This window comes from Enterococcus sp. DIV0170 (genome assembly GCF_051710765.1).
GTDB classification, from domain to species: domain Bacteria; phylum Bacillota; class Bacilli; order Lactobacillales; family Enterococcaceae; genus Enterococcus_A; species Enterococcus_A raffinosus.
This window is the reverse complement of sequence record NZ_JBIOLG010000001.1, coordinates 440,291-462,024: the sequence shown is the minus strand read 5'-3', so window position 1 is coordinate 462,024 and position 21,734 is coordinate 440,291. Positions and strand designations below refer to the sequence as shown.

Here is a 21,734-nt window from a genome sequence, read left to right as displayed (position 1 = left end):
GTATCAATTGACTATTTCACTCACAATAAAAATGATAATTCAAAGCGCACGTTCTCATTTAAGGACGTATTTAAAATTTCAATCATTGATCTTTAAATATAAAACCCTCTGCTCATTAAAAAGATGGGCAGAGGGTTAAAGAATCATTTATTAATTAAACCTTAGGAAAACGTGCTAATTTTGCATAGCCTGCTAATTCTTCTTCGATACGTAGGAACTGGTTGTATTTTTCCACCCGTTCACTTCGGGCCATCGATCCGGTTTTGATTTGTCCGGCATTCATTGCAACCGCAAAGTCAGCGATAAATGTATCACCTGTTTCACCTGAACGATGAGAGATCATGGTTGAATACCCATTAGCTCGAGCTAGTTTGATCGTTTCGATTGATTCGGAGACAGTACCGATTTGATTTAGTTTGATCAAAATTGAGTTGGCAATTTTTTTATCAATTCCTTCAGCGAAGATGGCGGGATTCGTTACAAAAATATCATCACCGACTAATTGAATATCTTTTCCCATAGCTTCAGTCATCTTCTTGAAGCCCTCCCAGTCATGTTCGGAGAATCCATCTTCAATGGAGATGATTGCTGGATACTTCTTTACCAAATCTTGATAGTAGGTCAGCAGTTCCTCTGAAGTCATTTCTTCGCCTTCAAAATAGTATTTTTTTGTTTCCTCGTTATAAAATTCACTCGATGCCGGATCTAATGCAATGGCAATTTCTTCACCTGATACATACCCAGCCTCCTTAATAGCACGATATAGCATTTCGATTGCTGCTTCTGTACTGCCTAATTTAGGAGCAAAACCACCTTCATCACCAACAGCAGTCTCGTACCCTTCTTTGGCTAAAATATTTTTTAATGTATGGTAGGTGTTAGCAATTTTTTCAACACCATCACGGAAGCTTTCACGTTTTACTGGTGTGATCAAGAATTCCTGAACGTCAATTCCTGAGTCCGCGTGAACACCGCCATTGATTACATTGAAAAAGGGCTGTGGCAATTCAAGATCCACTCCGCCAAGATAGCGATACAAAGGAATACCTTGGCTTTTAGCGGCCGCACGAGCGATCGCCATAGAAACGCCAAGAATGGCGTTGGCTCCTAAGCGCCCCTTGTTTGGCGTACCATCTAAGTCAATCATACATTTATCGATGTTCGCTTGATCAAAAGGAGATAATCCCTTCAACGCATCATTGATCTCAGTATTCACATTTTCCACTGCCTTCATGACACCTTTTCCCATTAAGTAATCACCGCCGTCACGCAATTCGACTGCTTCACGATCTCCTGTAGATGCACCACTTGGTACTTCCGCACGACCCAACGAACCATCCGATAAAAGGACATCTGCTTCGATGGTTGGATTTCCGCGGGAATCAAAAATTTCTCTTGCTTTTACTTTTTCAATTACGACTGTCATATTTAGTTCCTCCTTAAAAATGAATACAAAAAAACCTGTTACACGTTAAGTACCTTTAAAACGACTCAAAGCGAATAAGCCAGAGCATTAAAAGTATTTAACTTATAACAGGCGCCATCAGCTGAATAATTCAGCAGTTAGGAGGGGTGCACCATCCCTCTTTCGAAAAAAGAATAGCACTACAAAGTTCATTTAGCAAGTGAAACACTGTTTTTCATTTTCGTAAGTAAAAAAAGACAGCCCGATTTTTTCACAAAGGGGCTGTCCTAAAATCTATTTTCCTAGTACCAATCGTCTAGTATAAACTGCCTGTCCCGAGTGCATCACAGCATCGTCGATTGCCGAAACGATACGAACTTGGCGGGTTACTGGCGGGTTCCAATTGGTATCGATCACGTCATCAAGACTGCTTTCCTCAACGTTTTTCAAATACTGTTTTGTAAAAGCTACACTAGCAGATAAATAATCTAAAACCAATTGACGATCTGTTACGATTACTTTCGCGGCTTCTTCAGGGGTGTGACGATAATCTTCCGTATCGTCCGGTAAATCTAAAGCAAATTTCTCTGACCAGCCAGCGCTTGTCCATAACGCTTCCGTTCCATTTAAATCCGAAATTTGCAGATCTAGTTCTCGCGCGGTATGCCACATAAGCCAAGTAACAGATTTGATTAAAGGAGCCGGCATTTGATTCGCCTCTTCCGTCGTCATCTGCTCAAAGGTATCTTCAAAACGTTCTTGCGCGCGATCCAGCATTTCCATCGAAAATTCTGTATTCTCCATCATGAAATCCTCCTAGTTCGTAATAATGTACTACTTTTACCATACTACGATGAATTTCAGAGGGCAACTATTCGATATTCGAGTATAAATAGATCAAATCATTTTCGATTTGTTCGGCTTCACTTATTTCGTCAAAATGAAACAGCAATTTTTGTGTAGGCAAAACAATTTCTAACTCATGCTCTTTGCGTTGAACAGCCATAGAATCCTTGGGATAAAACTTATGGGTGAATTGATCCAAATCAATATCCGGTTGAATCAGCATTACTCCCGCCGAATAGAACACAACCGGCAGATTATCCATTGTTTCCAATAACGTGAAATTCATTAATTCCTCTGCCGAAAGCTGCGAATCAATATACGCCTGCAGGATCAAGAACTGCTGTGCTTGATTGAACACTTGACTGAATTCACTCATTCGTTTACTCCTCAATCAAAATAGCTGGAATGCCGAAGCCTGCTAAAATGCGAGCAGAAGTATAGGTATTTAGGCCTTTTCTGAAGGTAATATACACCTTGCGATCCCTTGGAATCTCATTGATACGATCACGCAACTCGTTCATTGGAATGTTTTTGGTCGCTTCGATGCTGCCAGAGGCCGCTTTATTAGGTTCGCGGATATCTAAGAAAAAAGCGTTTGTTAAATCATCTGCCGGAATATCCTCCACCTTAATCGTTTCGACCACATTGGTCATTTGATTAATCGCCACGTAGCCGGCGATATTTAATGGATCGCGTGTCGTTGAGTAAGGAGGAGAATAAGGCAATTCCAAATCTGGTAAATCAAATACCGTTAGATTGCCAGTAATAGCCACAGATAGTTCACCCATTCGCTTGTCTACACCCTTTTCACCAACCGCTTGTCCTCCTAAAATTTTGCCGCTTGTCGCATCAAAAATGATTTTTAAGTTTAAGCGTGTCGCTCCTGGATAAAAGTACGCATGATCAAAGGGCGTTACGAAGATGGATTTATAATTCGTAATTCCCGCAGCCTTCAACGCATGCTCTGTCATCCCAGCATAGCTTGCGGTGTAATCAAATATTTTCGCTACTCCCGCGCCAATATACCCACGATAACTCATTGGTGTACCGTTAAGCATATCTGCTAACATATGCCCTTGCCGATTGGCGGCACTAGACAGCATACTTGATGTTGCTAGTCCTGTAACTAGGCTCGTTGTTTTAATAATATCTCCGATCGCATAGATATCAGGGACGTTCGTTTCTAATTGATCATTAACAATGATCTGCCCATCATCAGACAGTTCAATACCAGCGGATTTCGCCACTTCATTGTTTGGGGCAACCCCAGTAGCGAAAATGATCATATCTGGCTCAAGCGTTGTGCCATCAGACAACGCAACTTCTTTTCCTGCTTGACGAATTTCTTCAACCTTTGTACTTAAATGAACATGCAGGCCCTTTTCAATAAGCTTATCGTAGATTAAATCCGCAATTTCTTCATCATAAGGAAACGCGACCTGCGGCAATTGGTCAACGAGAGTCACATCCATCCCGCGATGCTTGAAGTTCTCAGCCAACTCTAAGCCCATAACACCGGCACCTAAAACTAGAACATTCTGAGGATCCTTTTCATCAATAAACGACTTGATGTCAGCCGCATTGGTGACACTGCGTAAAACAAAGCCATTTTCTGCTTCCTCGGCTCCTTTAATTGGTGGAAAAGTTGGACGTGCACCTGCAGAAATAACTAATTTGTCATAGTTCGTTATTGCTTCCTCTCCAGTTTTTAAATCCTTAACAACCAGTTGTTTCTTATCCGGATCAATTGTCTGTACTTCGTGAGTCGTAAAGACATCGATATTATTTTTTACCTTCAAAATTTCAGGTGTTCGTTCAATCAAAGAGTCTAAATCTTCAATCACACCACCTAAATAATATGGTAACGCACAACTGGCGTAAGAAATATTTTCTCCACGTTCATAAATAACGATCTCATGCTCTTCATTCAACCGACGTAGGCGTGTGGCAAATGAAGGACCGCCGGCAACTCCGCCGATAACTACAACTTTCATGTGAACCTCTCCTTTTCATGGTAGACATCTATATTTTGGGTAATACTTCGGTTCAACTCTACAGTCGTGTATTACCTCATTTCGTTCCTTTTTTGATAGTACTATTTTTATAAAATACCAGCAAAGAATTGTTCTCCAAACAAATTGTTAGTATACAAAAAAGATCAATCTCCTTTTATTGAGGATTGATCTTTACTCTTTATTCAGTTCTACTAAGCTTTTCTTTTTCCCGTCTCTCACTATTTCTAATCTCAATTGCTTTCGTCCTGTTCGAATCACGTGATATTCGATCGTGTTCCCGTCGTCTGTCATAACGACTTCCTTTTTAGTGGAATTAACCGCGACTCTCGCTTTTTTTAATGCTAAAGCACCCTTACGCTTAATCGTCCAATCAGTAAAGTTCTTATTCTGAGCTTTAAAGGAATAGTTCACCGATTGATTGGTCCAATTACCTTGAAGCCAAGCTGAATTATTGGGTGTTACTTTATTAATAATTGTAAACAGCAGTAAAATCGCTACCACTACTCCCCCAATAGTAATTTGTTTTCTCCATTTAAATAGATAGTTCACAAGATTTTCTTTGATTTCCTCAATCGTTGTGATACTCATGTTAGGCATTCCCCTCCAATACTTCTCCCTTAATCAACTCCTAGATAGTGAAAATCCTAACATACAGCTTTGTGATTGACAAATCCTTTTTTCAATCGTTTTCATTTTTATTCTGAATAAAGAAGATCAGCCAACGCTTCTGTTAACTGATCCATATTCTCTTTTATTCAGTTAGGTTGTCTTCGAGAAGCTTCACAGCAGTGCGGACATACTCGGAACATGGTCTTTTTCCAAGCAGCTTCGTGCAGTAAAGCGAGCCGTATGTTTGTTGAAACTCTTGCGTCATTTCAACGACAAGCTTTCCAGCTGCATCATTTTTACACTTTGCTGGATCAATCATTTCCGGTGTTCCTTTTAAAAAATTTGCGACCATATACGTACCGGCTAATGCTCCGCATAACCCCTGATAATTACCGCCGCCATAGTGACTCGCCAGTTCATTTACCCTGTCCAACTCGAGCCCGATTTCCTGGCAATAAGCACCGACGACTGCCTGACAACAGTTGCGACCCGCTTGAAAATAAGTCATTGCTTGCTCTTCGTGATCCATGTCCCTCCATCCTTTCGATTTACTGACTTAAATCATTTTTACTAATGTAATACAAGATACGCCATCCTCTTCGTATGGCTCGCCTCTTTTTAGATAGCCTAAACTCTCATAAAAGGTTGCGGCTGACAATTCTCCATGAATCAAAATCTGATTGTAGCGTTTCTGTTTAGCTACTTTTTCTAACGCTTTGACCACTTGACTACCTAATTGGTTGCCACGATATTCGGCAATCGTCGCTACACGGCCAATCCGTGCTACAGCATTAGCTTCCGTTAACAAGCGAGCAGTTACGACGGGGCGGCTTCCATCAAAAAGGACACTATAGATAGTAGCTAATGTATCATTCTGATCAAACTCATCCGCCAGTGACAGGTTTCTTTCCAAAATGAAAACCTGCATTCGAACATAACTGCTGGCCGCTCGCAGATAATTTGCACTGCCTATTTCTAATCTCAAGTCTGCCATAATGTCTCCTGTTTCCATCTATTATACTATTTTTTTCGGTACTCTTTGAGTGGCAATCCTGCTTCTTTTAAAAACAGCGAGGGTTCAATGGTTTTATTGTTGACAGTTTTTGGATAGGTAACATAAAGATTTTCCTTTGCACGTGTAATAGCCACATACATCAATCGGCGTTGCTCCTCTAACGTTGTCGGTGGAGCGCCTTCCTCTCTTGCCTTTTGCAAATCACAGTCGGCTTTCTTTACTGTGTGATGGTTTGGTAACGCGTCTTGATAAACACCTTTAATAAAGATGTTTTTCTTGCCTAAGCCTTTACTGGCATGGATCGACAGTAAATAAACGGCATTTAATTTTTCCTGATCATAGTCACGCAGTCTTTTTTTCATGCCTTCGTTTTGCTGACTAGCTTGTTGAAAAGCTTCTAGAAGCCCTGGCCAATCTCCTGCTGCAGACAACTCTTTATGCAACCAATCTGCCTCTTCTTCACTCAAATCCTTTTTGAATTTGGGTGTTGCCAGCAGCGCATCTGCTAATGCCGTAAGATTTAGCCTACCCTGTTGATAAAAAAAGTACATTTCCTTAAAAAACACTTTTGCATGATCTTGCGATGATGGAGAAAGATTTCGTTCACTGACTAAAAAAGCAACTAGATCATTAATCTTAAACTTGTTTTTATTAAACAGTTCGTCGCTAAATTTTGCACTAGAATTAAATTTGATGAAATGAAAAAAGGCATATTGCTGAATGATTTTCTTCAGTGCGTCATTTTTTTGTTGGATTACTGTCGCGGAGGCCAACATTTCTAATTGCTCAAAGAGCGTCTTAAACAACGGCAATCCAAAAATCCCCAACAAGTCATCGTTAGACGGTGTAACAAAAGGAACATTGTGTTTTTTTAATTGTTTCAATAGAGAACGCAGCTGTACCCGTGTCGGATACAAGACCATCGTATCACGATAATCAGGGCTGCCATCCTCCAGCGGAGCTTCACTGGCTAACTTCTGTATTTTTTGTCCGATCCAAGCGGCCTCATCCTCATCATCAGGAAAACCAATGCCATAACAATCATGAGCAGTCGTTGTTTTACTAGCAGTCATCGTTTTTTCCAATCGATCATGGGCATTAAAACGAATCAAACGATTGCCAGCTTCTACGATCGGTGCATCTGAACGATAGTTAGTCATTAATTTCAGAGACGTTTGTTTGTACTCTTGTTCAAACTCTTTAATATAACTCGGCTCTGCCCCGCGAAAGTAGTAAATACTTTGGTCATCATCCCCAACAATAATCAGCTTACTGGAGTCTTTCTGTATGACTTCCTTATCTGGCGGACAGATCAACGCCACAATCTGTTTTTGTAACGGGTTGATATCCTGAAACTCATCAATAAAAATGTAACGGTATTTCTCCTGCAGCGTTTGCCGGGCTGTTCTGTCGTTTTCTAAAATCAATTTCAGATTAAACAACATATCGTCAAAAGTAATAAAGTGCTGCGTCTTTTTTGTCAACGCCAGCTCAGTTAAAAACTGCTGAAAAACTTCACTTAATTTTTGATTCAGAAGAAGCTCCTGCCCATCAAAATACTTAGCAACAAATCCAACCATCTCCTGATCCGAATATCCCATGTTTCGCCAATAACTAATGCGAGAGGCAATCGTTCGATCTTCAAGCTTGTCAAAATTGTATAAACGATATTTCTTTATTAAGTGATTCACCACTTGATAATATTGATCTTCATTGATTTGCCCTTCAATTCCCCACTGTTTCAGGTCGGGATTCTTCCGCAGCAACTCATTGTACTCCGCGTTGAACCAGCCATGAAATGTTTGTACTTTGACACGAGCATAGCCGCCTAAATAATGATTGACCCGCGCTTCCATCTCTAACTTTGCCTTACGCGAAAAAGTACACATCATGATTGCCTTTGGATCTACTGATTTTTCTAATACTAAATAAGCCGCTTTGGCACAAATTGTTTGAGTCTTGCCGCTTCCTGCACCAGCGATGATCCGTAAATGCGTCTGCATTGGAAAACGAATCGCCGCTAATTGATCTTCACTAAAAGAATGACCATTATTCTGCGCAATTAATTGCTGCAAAGTATCTTTATCATCCAGCGTATCTCGTTCTGCTTCGATTAAATCTGATTTTATGTAATTTGAAAGCTTTGTGAACATGTATCCTTGGTTCCCTTCTATGTAAAAAAAATCATACTTGTTTATTATAACTGAATCGTAGGAATTTAATAGTGAACACCACCAAAGCACCAAAAAAGTGATTGCAGAAAAAAAGCAGTGCTCTTTTCTACAATCACTTTTGATTAGCTCCATTTATCTTATTTCAGCCTTTGCTGATCTTTTCTATATTTCAATGGCGTGATTCCTGTAATTTTTTTGAAGCTGCGAACAAAATAACTAGGCTCAATATAGCCAAGTGCATCACTGATTTCAGCAATCGGCCAATCCGTTGTCTCTAACAATTGTTGTGCCCAATAAACTTTTAGCTTCCCATAAATTTTGCTAAACGGTTCTCCAAACTCTTCTTTTAACAAACGACTTAGATAGCTAGGCGAAAGATTACTTACCTCGGCTAACGTTTTCAGGTCCACATGATTCGCCTTATTCTCAAATACTAAATCAATCGCAGGCTGTAATAATGGATTTTTAGCTAAATAAACTCCTGTTGAATCCTGCAGACGATTTTCTAATTTCGAATGTTGAATATCTTGCTGAACAAATTCTAAATCCAATGATTGCTCATCGACGGGATCTTTCCGCTTAGATAGACGCAATGTTTGTCGATAGGCTTTGATTAAATAGTCCTTTTTTATCGCCTCAGACACAATGTATTCACTGATCTTTTCCAGCATCTCTGCCGATTTCTTTAAGTCTTCTTTAGTGAAACGCGGGTATTGATCGATCAAAAAATGATGCTCTTTTTTAAATGTATTTAGGAAAGTTTGATCCTCTACCTGCAGCACCTGCTCTAAATCCTCCTGCTCCTCTTCTAACAGGATTTCTCCCGCCATGATAGCTCCTACATAACGATTATCTATCATGATAGGAATCGCCATATCGACGATATCGAAATGGCACCGATAGATAAAGGGCTGTCCTGTTCGTACAGCTTCAAGTCCCCCGCGAGAATCACACTTTTCACAATAAACAGAAAGCTCCGGATGATTACGGACTAGCTGACAAAAAGGCTGAACCTGACTATGCTTTGTTACAGGTCTGCCTCGATAGTCCACCAATATAATGGCTAAATGCGTCGCTATTGCAATACTTTCCTGAACAGCTTCCCATTTATTCAGATCCAGTACTTGTTCAATATCAAATTGTGTGTTGTTCACAGGATCACCTCTAAATTTATTATAGAACTTCCGAGCAAAATAGCAAAATTTTCCCATTTCATAAAATAGTTCAATGTTTTTATGAAAGAAAGCGGTAACACAGTTCAATGATTATTTTATGATAACGCTTTATGATTAACGTGTAAACAAAACAAAGGAGGATTCATCATGAGAAAAGCACTTATCTTACCAACAAAATATGTTCAAGGAGAAGACGAACTATTAAACTTAGGTTATTTTGTCAAAACATTCGGAAAATCTGCCCTGTTGATTGCCAATCCCGATGACGTTGAGCGGATCCGTCCACAGCTTGATTCCACAGCCAACAAATTCAATGTTTCATTTATTGAAGGCGGATTCAATGGGGAAGTTACTCGAGAAGAAACCAAGCGTCTCCAAGCAATCGCTAAGGAAAAACAAACAGATTGCATCATTGGTTTAGGCGGGGGAAAGGCGATCGATGCTTCAAAAGTCGTAGCGGAAGGCGAACGTTTAATTATTGTTCCTACGATTGCTGCGCAGGACGCACCGACTTCACATTCAGCAGTGCTCTACCACGCAGACGGGTCATTTGATGATTACGCGTATTTCAAACAAAGTCCAAGTGTTGTCCTAGTAGATACAAAAGTGATTGCTAAAGCACCGACGCGTTTCCTTGTCGCTGGTATGGGAGATGCATTATCAACGTATTTTGAAGCACGCGCTACACACAATTCTTATTCACGGGTAAACGCAAGCTTGCCAATGGGGTCTCTAGATGGATCAACGCCACCAGCAAGTGGAACCTACGCAGCACTGGCCATGGCAAAACTTTGCTGGGAACACTTACAGGAAGACGGTTTGAACGCAAAAATTGCCTGTGATGCTAACGTGGTCACAGAGTCGTTAAATAAAATCGTTGAAACCAATATCTTACTTTCAGGCTTAGGTTTTGAAAGTGGCGGTTTGGCTGCAGCGCATGCTATCCACAATGGAATGACCGTACTTCCCGGAACACACCATTATCTTCATGGAGAAAAAGTTGCTTTTGCAACTCTAGCTCAACTTGTATTAGAAGATGCGGAAACAGCCGAACTTCATGCGGTGATGGACTTCATGACAGCAATTGGTTTACCTCTCACATTAGCTGATCTGGGGGTTCCTTCGATCACCTTTGAAGAAGCCTTAGAAGTCGCAAAAATCGCTTCAATTCCAGAAGAGTCGATTCATTCTATGCCATTCCCAATTGTGGTGGAAGAAGTTGCCAATGCGATCATCGTCGCTGATCGCATTGGACAGGCCTACAAAGATTCGCACTGATTGAGCTTTAATTATTCGAGAACTTTTAAATCTATTTAAAATAAGGAGTAATTCTATGAAAAAGGCAATTCTCTTAGTTTCACATAGTAAAAAGATTACAGATGGCGTGAAAGACATGATCGAACAAATGGCTCAAAGTGATTCCCTTCAGATCTTTTCTTTAGGTGGAACCGCTGATAATGAACTAGGCAGTGATCCTACCAAAATCGTTGAAGCTATCGATAAAAACGATTCAGTCGATACCTTCTTTGTCTTTGCTGATCTAGGAAGTGCTGTCCTAAGTGCTGAATTGGCTTTTGATATGTTGGAAGCAGAGCAGCAAAAAAAATATGTATTAGTTGATGCTCCTTTAGTGGAGGGCGCCTTCGCTGCTGGAATTACTGCTAGTGTCTCCGATGACCTTGAGCACATTCTAACAGAAGCAAAAAATGCACCTAAGAAGGGATGGAGCTAAGATGAAAAAAATTATGAATGAACCAAGAGACATCATCGAAGAAATGTTGTCTGGAATCGTGACTAGCTATCCAACGATTGTTCATCGAGTGACGGATTCGCGAGTCATAGCCAGAAATATGGCTTCCTCGTATGTAGGAATCGTCTCAGGAGGGGGCAGCGGTCACGAACCTGCTCATGCAGGATTTGTTGGTGATGGCATGCTAAGTGCAGCTGTTCTTGGTGATGTATTTACCTCACCTACTCCTGATCAAATTGAACTTGCCATTGAAGAAGCAAATAATGGCCAAGGTGTCCTATTGGTTGTTAAAAACTATACCGGTGATATTTTGAATTTTGAAATGGCGAAGGAAATCGCAGAGATGAACGATATCGCTGTGGAGATCGTCGTAGTGGATGATGACATTGCCGTAGAAGACAGTACGTATACTGCTGGCAAACGAGGAGTCGCTGGAACTATTTTGGTTCATAAAATACTGGGCCATGCCGCAAAACATGGCGTTGATTTACCCACATTAAAAAAATTAGGGGACCAGGTTGTGGCAGCAACCAAAACGATTGGCGTGGCACTAAAAGCCGCGACTGTTCCTGAAGTCGGAAAACCGGGCTTTTTATTAGCAGAAGATGAAATCGAATTCGGCGTTGGTATTCACGGCGAACCAGGATATCGTCGAGAAAAATTGCAGCCTTCAAAGAAATTAGCAGAAGAATTAGTCGGGAAATTGATCTCTTCCTATGACAAGAAGCCAAATGAAATCGGTGTTTTAGTCAATGGAATGGGTGGAACCCCTTTGATGGAGCAATTCATTTTTATTAACGATGTTTCAGATTTGCTGAAAAAAGAAAAGATACAGGTCAGCTTCCATAAAGTTGGGAATTACATGACCTCGATTGACATGCAGGGACTTTCCTTAACATTTATTGATTTAACAAATACAGACTGGCAAAAAGCATTGACAGCTCCAGTTTCAACAATTTCTTGGTAATTTTACATGTAAGGAGTAAGGGAAAATGAATATAACAGTAAAAGAAATTCAAGCTTGGTTGTCCGATTTCGAACAAGCGATTGCAGAAAATAAAGCTTATTTGAGTGAGTTAGATACGCCCATTGGTGATGGTGATCATGGGAATAACATGGATCGCGGAATGACTGAATATGCTAAAGTAGTTAAAGAAAAACAACCTCAGACAATTAGTGATACCTTCAAGATTCTGTCTATGGCACTCATCTCAAAAGTTGGTGGAGCTTCAGGACCCTTATATGGCTCAGCCTTTATGAATTTGACAAAAGAAACGAACAATCTAACCGAAATCACTAATAAACAAGAACTTGCTGAGCTCTTAGAAGCAGGATTACAAGGAATTCAAGCTCGCGGAAAAGGCGTTCCAGGCGACAAAACCATGGTAGATGTTTGGCAAACAGTGATTGATGATCTGAAAAACACTGAATTATCTTCTGATAGCATCGAAGCCGCTAAAGAAAAGACAAAAGATATGCAAGCAAAAAAAGGCCGTGCTTCCTATTTAGGAGAACGCTCCATCGGACACATTGATCCCGGGGCGGCCTCTAGCGCGATCCTCTTCCAAAGTCTTCTCCCCTACTTAAACTGATGATAAATGCTTGGCGGTTTCTCGCTGAGCATTTTCTCTTTTTAAGCCATCTTCTCTTTTTAAGCCATCTTCTCCATAATGGTTTCTTCGAGAGCTTCATACGGGCAATCTCTTCTACTGTAAAGTCCATTTCATAGCCTCTTGATACAACTAAAAATACACTATTGTCGTAATTTTTTTCGATAGTCACTATAATGAGTGGGAATTATATCTCTTCATTTTAGGAGCGAACACTATGGAAAAACAGAAAACACTCAGTAGGTCTATTATAATTTTAGGACTATTTTCTTTTATCACCTCTCTATCAGGTGAAAGTACGAACTTAGCCTTGCCAACAATCAGTCATGCCTTGGCAATTACAAATAACGAAGCCACATGGATCGTGCAAATCGGTTTAATCACCACGACGATCTTATTGGTGGCTTTTGGACATTTGGGGGACATTCTTTCGAAAGAACTAATTTTTCTCGTCGGCGGCATATTGTTTACAGCCGGATCACTCATTAACGGTCTATCACCAAGTTTTACCGCTCTTTTATTCGGGCGTATCGTCCAAGCAATCGGCTCAGCCATGATCATGGCGAACTCTATCGGGCTAACCACAGAGTATTCGACTCCTGAAAAACGGGGAACTGCTTTGGCGATCATCTCCATGTTTATTTCAGTCGGCGCGATTTCAGGCCCTGCCTTAGGTGGTGTTCTACTATCGGCATTTTCCTGGCGCTGGATCTATTTAATTAATATCCCATTAGGTTTGATTTTTACCTTTATCGGCTATCACGTCTTTACTTTTCCAAAGTTGACTAGAGTCACAATTGAACAGCCCTTAAAAGAAGCCAATTGGCTGGGGCAGGGAATTTTCTCTGTAGGAATTATCACCCTATCTCTTTCAAGTCTCTTCTTTCAAAGTTCGAATGCCCGTTATTTAGTAGGAAGTCTCGCATTTTTTATTGGTGCTAGTCTAACCATCTATTCCTTTATTCAGGATGATCATAGTAAAAATCCTTGGATTTCACCAAATGTCCTACGAAACAAGCGATTTATGTTATCGATGTTTGCGCTGTTTTTAGCGATGCTAACCAATGTCGCTTCCAATATCTTATTGCCTTTCTATCTTCAAAGTTTCCACCGAATTGATCCCATGATCAGTGGATTGGTAATGGTCCTGCAATCCGTCGTTATGCTGTTGATTGCTCCAATCGCTGGACGGCTTTCGGATAAAATAGGTTCCAGCAAACTAATCATCACAGGAATCAGCATTTTGATTCTTTCTCAAATCGGCTATACTTTTTATCCCTTAAAACTAAATTGGCTGCTGGTTTTATTTCCTATTCTTTTAAACGGAATTGGCATGGGAATCTTTCTATCTCCAAATAACTCACTAGCGATGTCCTTTGTTGACAAACAATTTACCGGTGTCGCAGGCTCATTAACCTCATTCTTTAGAACAATCGGCATGAGCCTCGGAATCAGTATCGCGTCTGCCGTTTTGTTCGCACAATTACCCAATGTTCGCTACATCTCACCAGCTTTAGGCAACCATTTTATTCATGCCTTTCATAATGTTTTTTGGGTTATGACTGCTCTAGCGATTCTTTGCTTATTATTGTCTATCTATGCAATCAAAAGTAAGCAAAAAAAATAGCCTCAGACTAATTGCTTTTCAGGATTATTTGCCTTAAAAAAAAAAGAGTTTCCGATCTCTCGGAAACTCTTTTGCTTGTTCTTATGGGTGAATATATTGTAAACCAGCTGCGCTTAATGTCGCAGTATTTGGTCCAGTCGGTGATGGGAAGCCCATACCGCCTTGAGTAATAGTGATTGTATTGTTTGAAGCATTGTATGATTGAACATAAGCAACGTGTCCGTATGAAGGATCCGCATTCCACGTTCCAACGGATTGTCCTTGTGCAAAGACAACGATTGAACCCGCAGCAGGTGATCCATCAACTTGGAAGCCATCAGCAGCTGCTGAAGCACCCCATTGACATCCGTTACCCCAATAAGTTCCAGCCCAAGGAGCAACTTGTTTTACGTACCAAGTACATTGACCTACCGCATACATATTACCTGAACCAGTGTGATCGACTTTACTGCCGCCAGTACTTGTTGGTGGTGCAGGAGTTGGTGCTGGTGTTGAATCTTTTGTATCCTCAGTCGTGCTAGTAGTTGTTTCTTGTGTTGAAGAAGATGATGTTGAGTTTTCTTCACTTGAACTTGATGAAGCTTCAGTAGAAGATGCTGTTGAACTTTCCGCTGTTTCTTTCGCTTGTTCCGCAGCAGCCTTTGCTTGAGACTCTTCAAACGCTTTTTGTGCTTTTGCAGCTTCTTTGGCTTGACGTTCTTCCTCAGCTTTTTGTGCTTTCGCAGCTTCTTGCTGTTCTTTCAAGACACGTGCTTGCTCTGCTTTCGCTTCTTCTTGTTCTTTCTTCAATTTCGCTTTATCTTGTTCAGCGGTTGCTTGTTCCGCAGCATAGTTCGCTTTCACAACATTCAATTCAGCTTGTTTGTTGGCAATTTCATTTTTTTGTGTTTCTAATTCTTTTTGGTTTGCTTGAATTTCAGCAACTTTTGTTTCATTATCTTTAACTTTTTCTTCTACCGCTTTTTCATCAGCTTTTTGTTGCTCCATCAATGAATGGTTTGCTTTAACCATCGTTGACATTGCTTGAACACGGCCGATCACGTCTGATAATGAATCTGCTTCTAAAACAGCAGAAACATAGCTAGAAGCTTGCCCCTTCACCTGTGTATCACGGGCTTGGTTCTTGATTACTTCATTACGTTTTGCGATACGTACTTTCAAAGTAGCAATTTTTTCTTGTAACTTCATTGTATCTTTATTTAATTGATCTTGTTTCGCTTCTAAGTCTTTGACTTTTCCACTAACTGTTGCGATTTCACTTGTTAATCCATCAATTTGCGTTTGAACATCGGATTGTTTTCCTTGTAAATCACTGATCTTTTGGTCTTTTTCTTGAATTTGTTGATCATAATTATCTGCTAGTGCAATACTTGGCACTGCTGAGACAGCAATTGTACACACCAACAATGCTGATAATATACTCTTTTTCACTAATTATTCCTCCGGCTATTATGTTGATTTAAATGAATGATCGCATAACGTCAGAAGTAATTCTAACATAGTGATATATCACGCAGATAAAAGTAATGTTACAAATATATTTCAATATTATTCTTAAAGTTTTTAAATTAAGAAAGAGAAAACCCTTTGCCCTCACTATTTATGTCTCTTTCAGAAAGAGAACGAAGAGAAATACAGTGCATTATTAGGCCTATTCTTTGGTGCTATTTCTCTTTTCAGCTAAAATGGAATTAAAAGAAAGAGGGAGGAATAGTATGCGCTGGCGAGGAGATCGACAAAGCTCCAATGTGGAAGATCGTTCAGGAAGTAACAACCGGCCTGCCGGAAAAATAGCGGCTGGTGGCGGTATTGGTGTACTTTTGATTGCTATTATTGTTTTTTTCATTTCTGGAGGAGATTTAGGGACAGTTACCGATACTTTAGGCGGTGGTATCACTCCGGCAACTTATGAAACTGAAAATGTTTCTTCAAAAGAATACACGGAGCAAAAAGAATTTGCCGCAGTCGTCTTTGCACATTTAGAGGATTATTGGGACAGCGAGTTTGAACAGTTGGACAAGCCCTATCAAAATCCAAAACTCGTGCTATTTACTGATAGCGTGAACTCAGCCTGTGGACAAGCAAGCTCACAGGTCGGACCTTTTTATTGCCCTGCCGATCAAAACGTTTACTTAGATTTAAGTTTTGCTGATGAGTTATCCAATAAGTACGGCGCAACAGGTGACTACGCAATGGCTTACGTGATCGCCCATGAAGTCGGACATCATGTACAAAATGAGTTGGGAATCTCAGACCAACTTGAAAAAATTCGAAAACGGGTTTCAGAAACTGAATACAATAAATATAGTGTACGTCTAGAATTACAGGCTGACTATTTAGCGGGATGTTTTTCAAAATATCTCGCTGGAGAAACCTATCAAGGACAGCCAATTCTAGAAGAAGGCGACATTGATGAAGCGATCACTGCGGCAAATGCGATTGGTGACGACACGCTGCAAAAAGAATACCAAGGATATGTCGTTCCAGATAGTTTTACACACGGCACTAGCCAACAGCGCACGGATTGGTTCAAGCGTGGGTTCAAATACGGTGACTTAGAACATGGCGATACATTTAATGAAAAGAATCTAGATTTATCAACAGCCGCATAAATTTGAAAATAGTCCATTATTATGCCGATCAAAGTTACTTTTTTCTATACGAAAAAATTTCCTCTCAAGAATTATTTCGAGAGGAAATTTTTGTTTGGAATAACCTACGTAGTACAGTATAGAAAACTATGCTCTCTTTTTCCGACAGTGGAAACTTCCAGTTGCTAAACAGTCTGATCTTCATCATTTTCTCCATAAAATTCAACTGTTTCAACAGCTTTTTCCAAATATTTATTCTGTTTCTCTTTTATTCCTTCCAACAATACTACAAAGTAGTGTACCACTTAATTAATCGTTATATTTCCCTTCGCAATTAGCTCCTCTTCAAAATAATCATAGAATTCTTTACTTAACCGATATCCTTGCCCCCAAACGGTCTGAATAGCCATATGGCCGCATTCATCTTCTAATTTTTCATTCACTTTAGAAACAATTTTTGACAAACTTGCTAAAACAGATTTATTAGCCTCTTTATTCCAAATTTGGCGACTGATTTCTTCTCTGGAGACTGTTCGATTTCCAGAATGAATTAAATAATTAACAATTTCTTTTTGTTTCAATTTCAGATTCAAATCAGATAATTTTTGTTTAACCTGAAGTTGCTGAGCATGATCTTCCTTTTGATAGGCTAATCGAGATATTTCTGCAATTAGCAAAATCTCTCTCAACCGTTCAAGATTCGAATCTACTGGTATCAAGCCATCAAAAATCGATTCAGTTCTATCATCACAGCTTATTTCAATAACACGACGGAAAAGTTTAAAGCGTTCATATTGCAATCTTTGAACTAATTCCTCTACTTCTTTGTCATACAATGATTCACTAAAAATAATTCCGTCAAATTGAGATAAAAATTGTTTGTTGAATGTTTCCTCTTTCAGCATTTCAATCATATTCCGTGAGCAGTAAATCTCATTTCCTAATTGTTTTAGCTGACTTTCAAAGGATTCTTCGTAAGAAAGCGCCTTCGTCAAAATCAATAGTTGCATCATTTTCTCCTTCCTTATGCTGTATTTCTGATTGACTATTTTTTTGAAATCATTTAATAAAATAAGCATTTTGAAATTATTTTAAATTAACAATTATAAAAAATAGAAGTATTTTTATAAAATAATTATATTATATAGTAGAACAAAGGTCAAACTATCATTTAATATTATTTTCTATCTAGTTATTTTTTGGATAAAATTATTATTTTAGTGAATATATATGGATATTTGATAAAAAAAACAAGTTTACTTTTGAAGGAACGTTCTGGTAATTAAAAATAAATAACAGAAAAAACCCAAACTTTTAACCATTTATACCTTCAAATAAATTACCTCGACAAAATATTTTTATTTATCTTTATCGAATAAAAAAACACCCTCTTTTTGAGAATGCTCTTTATTTCCTATTTAACTGTGAAGGGATTCAATTCACACATAATACCCGGACAATATTTTCTACTGTTCGTTCTAAATTTGCTTCCCCTAACTTCAAAGCATTATCTAAGGAGCCAGCTTTATCCAAAATACCAAAAATGGCAGTTATTCCTTCTTTGTATAACACTTCAATCTGTTCACCGATATGGCCTGCACAGGCAAAGACAGGTTTGTTGTACTGTTTCGCAACTTTTGCGACACCATATGGCGTTTTTCCAAATTTTGTCTGAAAGTCCATTCCTCCTTCACCTGTAAATACATAATCTGCGTGAGCCATCTTTTCAGCTAAATGTGTCAGCTCAATAATTAGATCCACTCCTGATTGCATTTTTGCACCTGCAAAAGCTATTAATCCTGCTCCTAAGCCCCCAGCTGCGCCTCCGCCAATTTGGTCTTTAATAGCGATACTTAAGTCCTTTTGAATGATCTCAGCATAATGAGTAAGGTTTGTCTCTAGCTGTTGAACCATTTCGGGTGTTGCTCCTTTTTGGGGACCAAAGATAACCGAGGCGCCATTTGAACCAATTAATACATTCGTTACATCGCTGGCAATGATTATTTCGGTCTTCTTAAGTCGAGGATCCAGATCAGTAATATCTATTTGGGATAATTTTGACAAGTCACCTCCTCCGGCAGGAAGCTCCTTTCCATGACTGTCTAATAAATGAACACCTAGAGCCTGCGCCATTCCTGCCCCGCCATCATTTGTCGCGCTGCCGCCGATTCCAATGATAATTTTTTTCACCCCATGATCTAGCGCGTCCTTAATCATTTCGCCAGTACCAAAAGTTGAAGTCAGTAAAGGGTTGCGTTTCTTTTCTGTAAGTAATTCTAACCCATTTGCCTGCGCCATTTCGATTACTGCGGTTTTCTTATCTGCTAATAAGCCATAATAAGTCATGACTTTTTCTTTTGGCAATGGACCTGAGACTGTTACTTCTATTTTTGTCCCGCCATTTCCATCAATTAGCGCATCAACTGTTCCTTCCCCACCATCTGCCATTGGAACTTGGATCACTTCTGCATTGGGCAAGACATTGCGGATCCCACGTTCCATCGCTTCACAAGCTTTTTTGGCGCTCATACTTTCCTTAAATGAATCTGGTGCCAAAACAAATGTTTTTTTCATTATTTTTTCTCCTCATATTTTGACTATCTACTGATAGTATCCCTCACCACAGCCTATTCAATCAAGTAAGCAAAAACATTGCGTTCACTTTTTAATCCGTATACTATAAGCTAAACTTTAAAAGCAGGTGATCTTATGTATGTTGTCAAAGTCCTACATGGTTACATTGGTAAAGAAGGTCAGCGCACCCGTGAAAAAGACCCTGAGAAGCTTTGGATATTCCAAAGCAAGCAAGAATCCGAGCAATTCGCTGAAAAAATTGGCGGCCGCAGTAAGCATGTCTCAAAAATCAGAAAAGATTGATTATAAAAATGCGTAACCCATTTGGATTACGCATTTTGTCTATTTTAAAACATCATTCAACGCTTCACTCATTGTTGGATGAGTATAGATTTGATCCCGCAGCATTGTATAGGGCAAGTTTCCTTTCATTGCTAAGGTGATCAGGTTGATTACCTCATGTGATTCTTCTGCATAGATACTTGCACCTAGTATATGATCTGTTTTCGGATCTACTAAAACCTTGAACATTCCTTTTGGATCTTCTAATACGTTGGCCTTCGGTACACCGGCAGACATGAACTTGAACAGCTTGTACTCCGTTCCATTCGCTTTCGCCGCTTTTTCAGTCAAACCAACATTCGATAAAGGCGGTGTAATGAAAACACTGTATGGTACAAGTGTACGATCCTTCAATGAACGCGTATTTTTTCCGTCCAATTGATCCAAGATGATTCGATAGTCATCCAGTGAAACATAAGTAAATTGCAAGCCGCCCTTCACATCGCCGATGGCCCAAACATTCGGAGCATCTGTTCGCAACAAATCATCTACAATGATAACATCACGATCCGTTACCTTTACATCTGTATTTTCTAAACCTAATCCTTCAATATTTGGCTTACGACCTGTTGCCGCTAAAATATTGTCTGCTTTTATTGTCATTGATTGGTCTTTTTCAGTATACGTAATTTCTGTATGATCCGCTTGATCTTTGACCTCATCTACAGAAACACCTAAGTGAAATTCGATTCCTTGCGTAGTTAAATCATTATAGATCTGTTCAGCAATATCTTCGTCTTCTCGTGCTAGAAATTCTTCCTTCGCATCTAAAACGATGACCTTTGATCCATAATTTGCAAACATTGAGGCAAATTCTAATCCAATATAACCAGCACCAATAATGACCAATGCTTCAGGTAAGCTTTCTAAATCCATCGCTTGAGTCGAGTCGATCATATACTTGCTTTCTCTCAGTCCCTTAATCGGAAGGATAATCGGTGTTGCTCCAGTATTAATAAAGATGTGTTCCCCTTCGACACGTTCCGTTTGCCCTGCGTTTTCCACTTCTAAAACGTGATTGGAAACAAAACGCGCTGTACCATCCATTACCGTTCCTGTCGCTTCGTCAGCAATCATATGATAATTTTTATTGCGCAATTTAGCGGTCAAAGCTTCTTTTTTCGCTACACCTTCAGTAAACGGCGTGCCTTTTTCTCCATTCAATATCATAGATTTTGAGGGAATACAGCCGATATTGATGCAGGTTCCGCCATACATTCGTTTTGATTTTTCAATGACCAGGACACTTTCTCCTCTGCTGGCCAGCGTTTTAGCCAATGTTTTCCCGCCTTTACCAAATCCTACGATAATATTTTTATATTTTTCCATAGTTGGTACCTCCATTAGACATTCAAAACTACACTTGAAGGATACTACTTCGTTTTTACTCTGTGAAATTTCCAGCCTATAGATGAGCAGAGCAAGCATATCAATTTAAAACAAATCGCTTCCATAGTATGGTAGTAGTAACAAAATCTTGAAGGAGGAATTTTTTATGCCTTGGAATATGAAGGACTACCCAGCCTCAATGAAAAACTTAGACCCTTTAGTTCGCAAGAAGGCGATTGATATCGCCAATGCACTGCTAGATGATGGTTACCCCGATGATCGAGCAATCCCAATCGCTACCAGTCAAGCAGAAAAATGGTACGATGACGCTTCAGCAGAAGAAAAGAAAGATTTCCAAAAAGCAAAAGCTCCACAAAAAAACGATGCCCACGAACACGATAAAAACGCGAAAAAATTAATGAACGCTAATGTAGAAGTAAAATATGAAGACGACGAATGGCTTGTTATCTCAGAAAAAGCCAGTCGAGCCAGCGATACCTTTTCCAAAAAAGAAGATGCGGTCGCACGCGCCAAAGAAATCGCTAAGAAGAAACAGTCATCTGTCAAAGTCTATAAACAAGATGGAAAGTTACAGGATACCTTTGATTATTCGGAATAATGAGAACCAGTGGCATAAAGGAGTAATTACTCCTCCATGCCACTGGTTTTTCA

Annotated in this window: 21 protein-coding genes and 1 riboswitch; of the genes, 8 read left to right on the top strand and 13 right to left on the bottom strand. The window is 39.6% G+C overall.

Annotation, left to right across the window (positions count from 1 at the left end):
* Nucleotides 1-154 precede the first annotated feature (154 nt).
* The 9 genes from eno to IGI50_RS02180 form a co-directional block, all read right to left on the bottom strand.
* Nucleotides 155-1,426, bottom strand: coding sequence for a phosphopyruvate hydratase (gene eno / locus IGI50_RS02220; RefSeq protein WP_438776032.1), 1,272 nt, complete (start codon nt 1,424-1,426; stop codon nt 155-157).
* 101 nt (nt 1,427-1,527) lie between these two features.
* Nucleotides 1,528-1,594, bottom strand: a riboswitch (Fluoride riboswitch).
* Nucleotides 1,595-1,699: 105 nt separating this feature from the next.
* Nucleotides 1,700-2,209 carry a DinB family protein gene (locus IGI50_RS02215; RefSeq protein ID WP_438777561.1) on the bottom strand — a complete coding sequence of 170 codons (510 nt, stop codon included), beginning with the start codon at nt 2,207-2,209 and terminating at the stop codon, nt 1,700-1,702.
* Nucleotides 2,210-2,276: 67 nt separating this feature from the next.
* On the bottom strand, nt 2,277-2,627 hold the full coding sequence (locus IGI50_RS02210; protein WP_438776031.1) for a hypothetical protein: 351 nt from the start codon (nt 2,625-2,627) through the stop codon (nt 2,277-2,279).
* 4 nt (nt 2,628-2,631) lie between these two features.
* Complete coding sequence (locus IGI50_RS02205; protein ID WP_438776030.1) at nt 2,632-4,245, bottom strand: FAD-dependent oxidoreductase; 1,614 nt, start codon at nt 4,243-4,245, stop codon at nt 2,632-2,634.
* Between the two features lie 192 nt (nt 4,246-4,437).
* Complete coding sequence (locus IGI50_RS02200; RefSeq protein ID WP_438776029.1) at nt 4,438-4,854, bottom strand: hypothetical protein; 417 nt, start codon at nt 4,852-4,854, stop codon at nt 4,438-4,440.
* Nucleotides 4,855-5,017: 163 nt separating this feature from the next.
* Nucleotides 5,018-5,404, bottom strand: coding sequence for a C-GCAxxG-C-C family protein (locus IGI50_RS02195; protein WP_438776028.1), 387 nt, complete (start codon nt 5,402-5,404; stop codon nt 5,018-5,020).
* Nucleotides 5,405-5,431: 27 nt separating this feature from the next.
* Entirely contained in the window at nt 5,432-5,869 is a 438-nt protein-coding gene (locus IGI50_RS02190) for a GNAT family N-acetyltransferase (RefSeq protein ID WP_438776027.1), read from the bottom strand.
* A 26-nt stretch (nt 5,870-5,895) separates the two neighbouring features.
* Entirely contained in the window at nt 5,896-8,043 is a 2,148-nt protein-coding gene (locus IGI50_RS02185) for an ATP-dependent helicase (RefSeq protein ID WP_438776026.1), read from the bottom strand.
* Nucleotides 8,044-8,201: 158 nt separating this feature from the next.
* Nucleotides 8,202-9,218: a PocR ligand-binding domain-containing protein gene (locus IGI50_RS02180; protein ID WP_010746940.1), complete on the bottom strand. Its 1,017-nt coding sequence runs from the start codon at nt 9,216-9,218 to the stop codon at nt 8,202-8,204.
* A gap of 168 nt (nt 9,219-9,386) precedes the next feature.
* On the opposite strand from IGI50_RS02180, the gene IGI50_RS02175 reads away from it, so the two are divergent.
* The 5 genes from IGI50_RS02175 (at nt 9,387) to IGI50_RS02155 (ending at nt 14,226) form a co-directional block, all read left to right on the top strand.
* Nucleotides 9,387-10,517, top strand: a complete 1,131-nt coding sequence (locus IGI50_RS02175; RefSeq protein WP_438776025.1) for a glycerol dehydrogenase — start codon at nt 9,387-9,389, stop codon at nt 10,515-10,517.
* 55 nt (nt 10,518-10,572) lie between these two features.
* Nucleotides 10,573-10,971: a dihydroxyacetone kinase phosphoryl donor subunit DhaM gene (gene dhaM, locus IGI50_RS02170; protein ID WP_010746942.1), complete on the top strand. Its 399-nt coding sequence runs from the start codon at nt 10,573-10,575 to the stop codon at nt 10,969-10,971.
* Nucleotide 10,972: 1 nt separating this feature from the next.
* Nucleotides 10,973-11,956 (top strand): dihydroxyacetone kinase subunit DhaK, encoded by a 984-nt coding sequence (dhaK, locus tag IGI50_RS02165; protein WP_438776024.1) that lies wholly within the window; start codon nt 10,973-10,975, stop codon nt 11,954-11,956.
* Nucleotides 11,957-11,981: 25 nt separating this feature from the next.
* Nucleotides 11,982-12,581 carry a dihydroxyacetone kinase subunit DhaL gene (gene dhaL / locus IGI50_RS02160; protein ID WP_218256560.1) on the top strand — a complete coding sequence of 200 codons (600 nt, stop codon included), beginning with the start codon at nt 11,982-11,984 and terminating at the stop codon, nt 12,579-12,581.
* A 235-nt stretch (nt 12,582-12,816) separates the two neighbouring features.
* Complete coding sequence (locus IGI50_RS02155; RefSeq protein ID WP_438776023.1) at nt 12,817-14,226, top strand: MFS transporter; 1,410 nt, start codon at nt 12,817-12,819, stop codon at nt 14,224-14,226.
* Nucleotides 14,227-14,307: 81 nt separating this feature from the next.
* On the opposite strand, the gene IGI50_RS02150 is transcribed toward IGI50_RS02155, so the two are convergent.
* On the bottom strand, nt 14,308-15,657 hold the full coding sequence (locus IGI50_RS02150) for a CHAP domain-containing protein (RefSeq protein WP_438776022.1): 1,350 nt from the start codon (nt 15,655-15,657) through the stop codon (nt 14,308-14,310).
* A gap of 284 nt (nt 15,658-15,941) precedes the next feature.
* On the opposite strand from IGI50_RS02150, the gene ypfJ reads away from it, so the two are divergent.
* The gene (gene ypfJ, locus IGI50_RS02145; RefSeq protein ID WP_438776021.1) at nt 15,942-16,838 is read left to right on the top strand and encodes a KPN_02809 family neutral zinc metallopeptidase; all 897 of its coding nucleotides are present in this window, start codon (nt 15,942-15,944) and stop codon (nt 16,836-16,838) included.
* A gap of 284 nt (nt 16,839-17,122) precedes the next feature.
* Here the strand turns inward: ypfJ and IGI50_RS02140 are convergent, their stop codons facing one another.
* Nucleotides 17,123-17,830: a helix-turn-helix domain-containing protein gene (locus tag IGI50_RS02140; protein ID WP_438776020.1), complete on the bottom strand. Its 708-nt coding sequence runs from the start codon at nt 17,828-17,830 to the stop codon at nt 17,123-17,125.
* A gap of 421 nt (nt 17,831-18,251) precedes the next feature.
* A complete protein-coding gene (locus IGI50_RS02135) occupies nt 18,252-19,391 on the bottom strand; it encodes a glycerate kinase family protein (RefSeq protein ID WP_438776019.1) in 1,140 nt (379 codons plus the stop codon).
* 135 nt (nt 19,392-19,526) lie between these two features.
* On the opposite strand from IGI50_RS02135, the gene IGI50_RS02130 reads away from it, so the two are divergent.
* Nucleotides 19,527-19,694, top strand: coding sequence for a hypothetical protein (locus IGI50_RS02130; RefSeq protein WP_438776018.1), 168 nt, complete (start codon nt 19,527-19,529; stop codon nt 19,692-19,694).
* Between the two features lie 39 nt (nt 19,695-19,733).
* On the opposite strand, the gene IGI50_RS02125 is transcribed toward IGI50_RS02130, so the two are convergent.
* Nucleotides 19,734-21,062 carry an FAD-dependent oxidoreductase gene (locus IGI50_RS02125; RefSeq protein ID WP_438776017.1) on the bottom strand — a complete coding sequence of 443 codons (1,329 nt, stop codon included), beginning with the start codon at nt 21,060-21,062 and terminating at the stop codon, nt 19,734-19,736.
* A 166-nt stretch (nt 21,063-21,228) separates the two neighbouring features.
* Here IGI50_RS02125 and IGI50_RS02120 point away from each other — a divergent pair, with 166 nt between their 5' ends.
* Nucleotides 21,229-21,681 carry a DUF2188 domain-containing protein gene (locus IGI50_RS02120; RefSeq protein ID WP_438776016.1) on the top strand — a complete coding sequence of 151 codons (453 nt, stop codon included), beginning with the start codon at nt 21,229-21,231 and terminating at the stop codon, nt 21,679-21,681.
* The last annotated feature ends 53 nt before the right edge of the window (nt 21,682-21,734 follow it).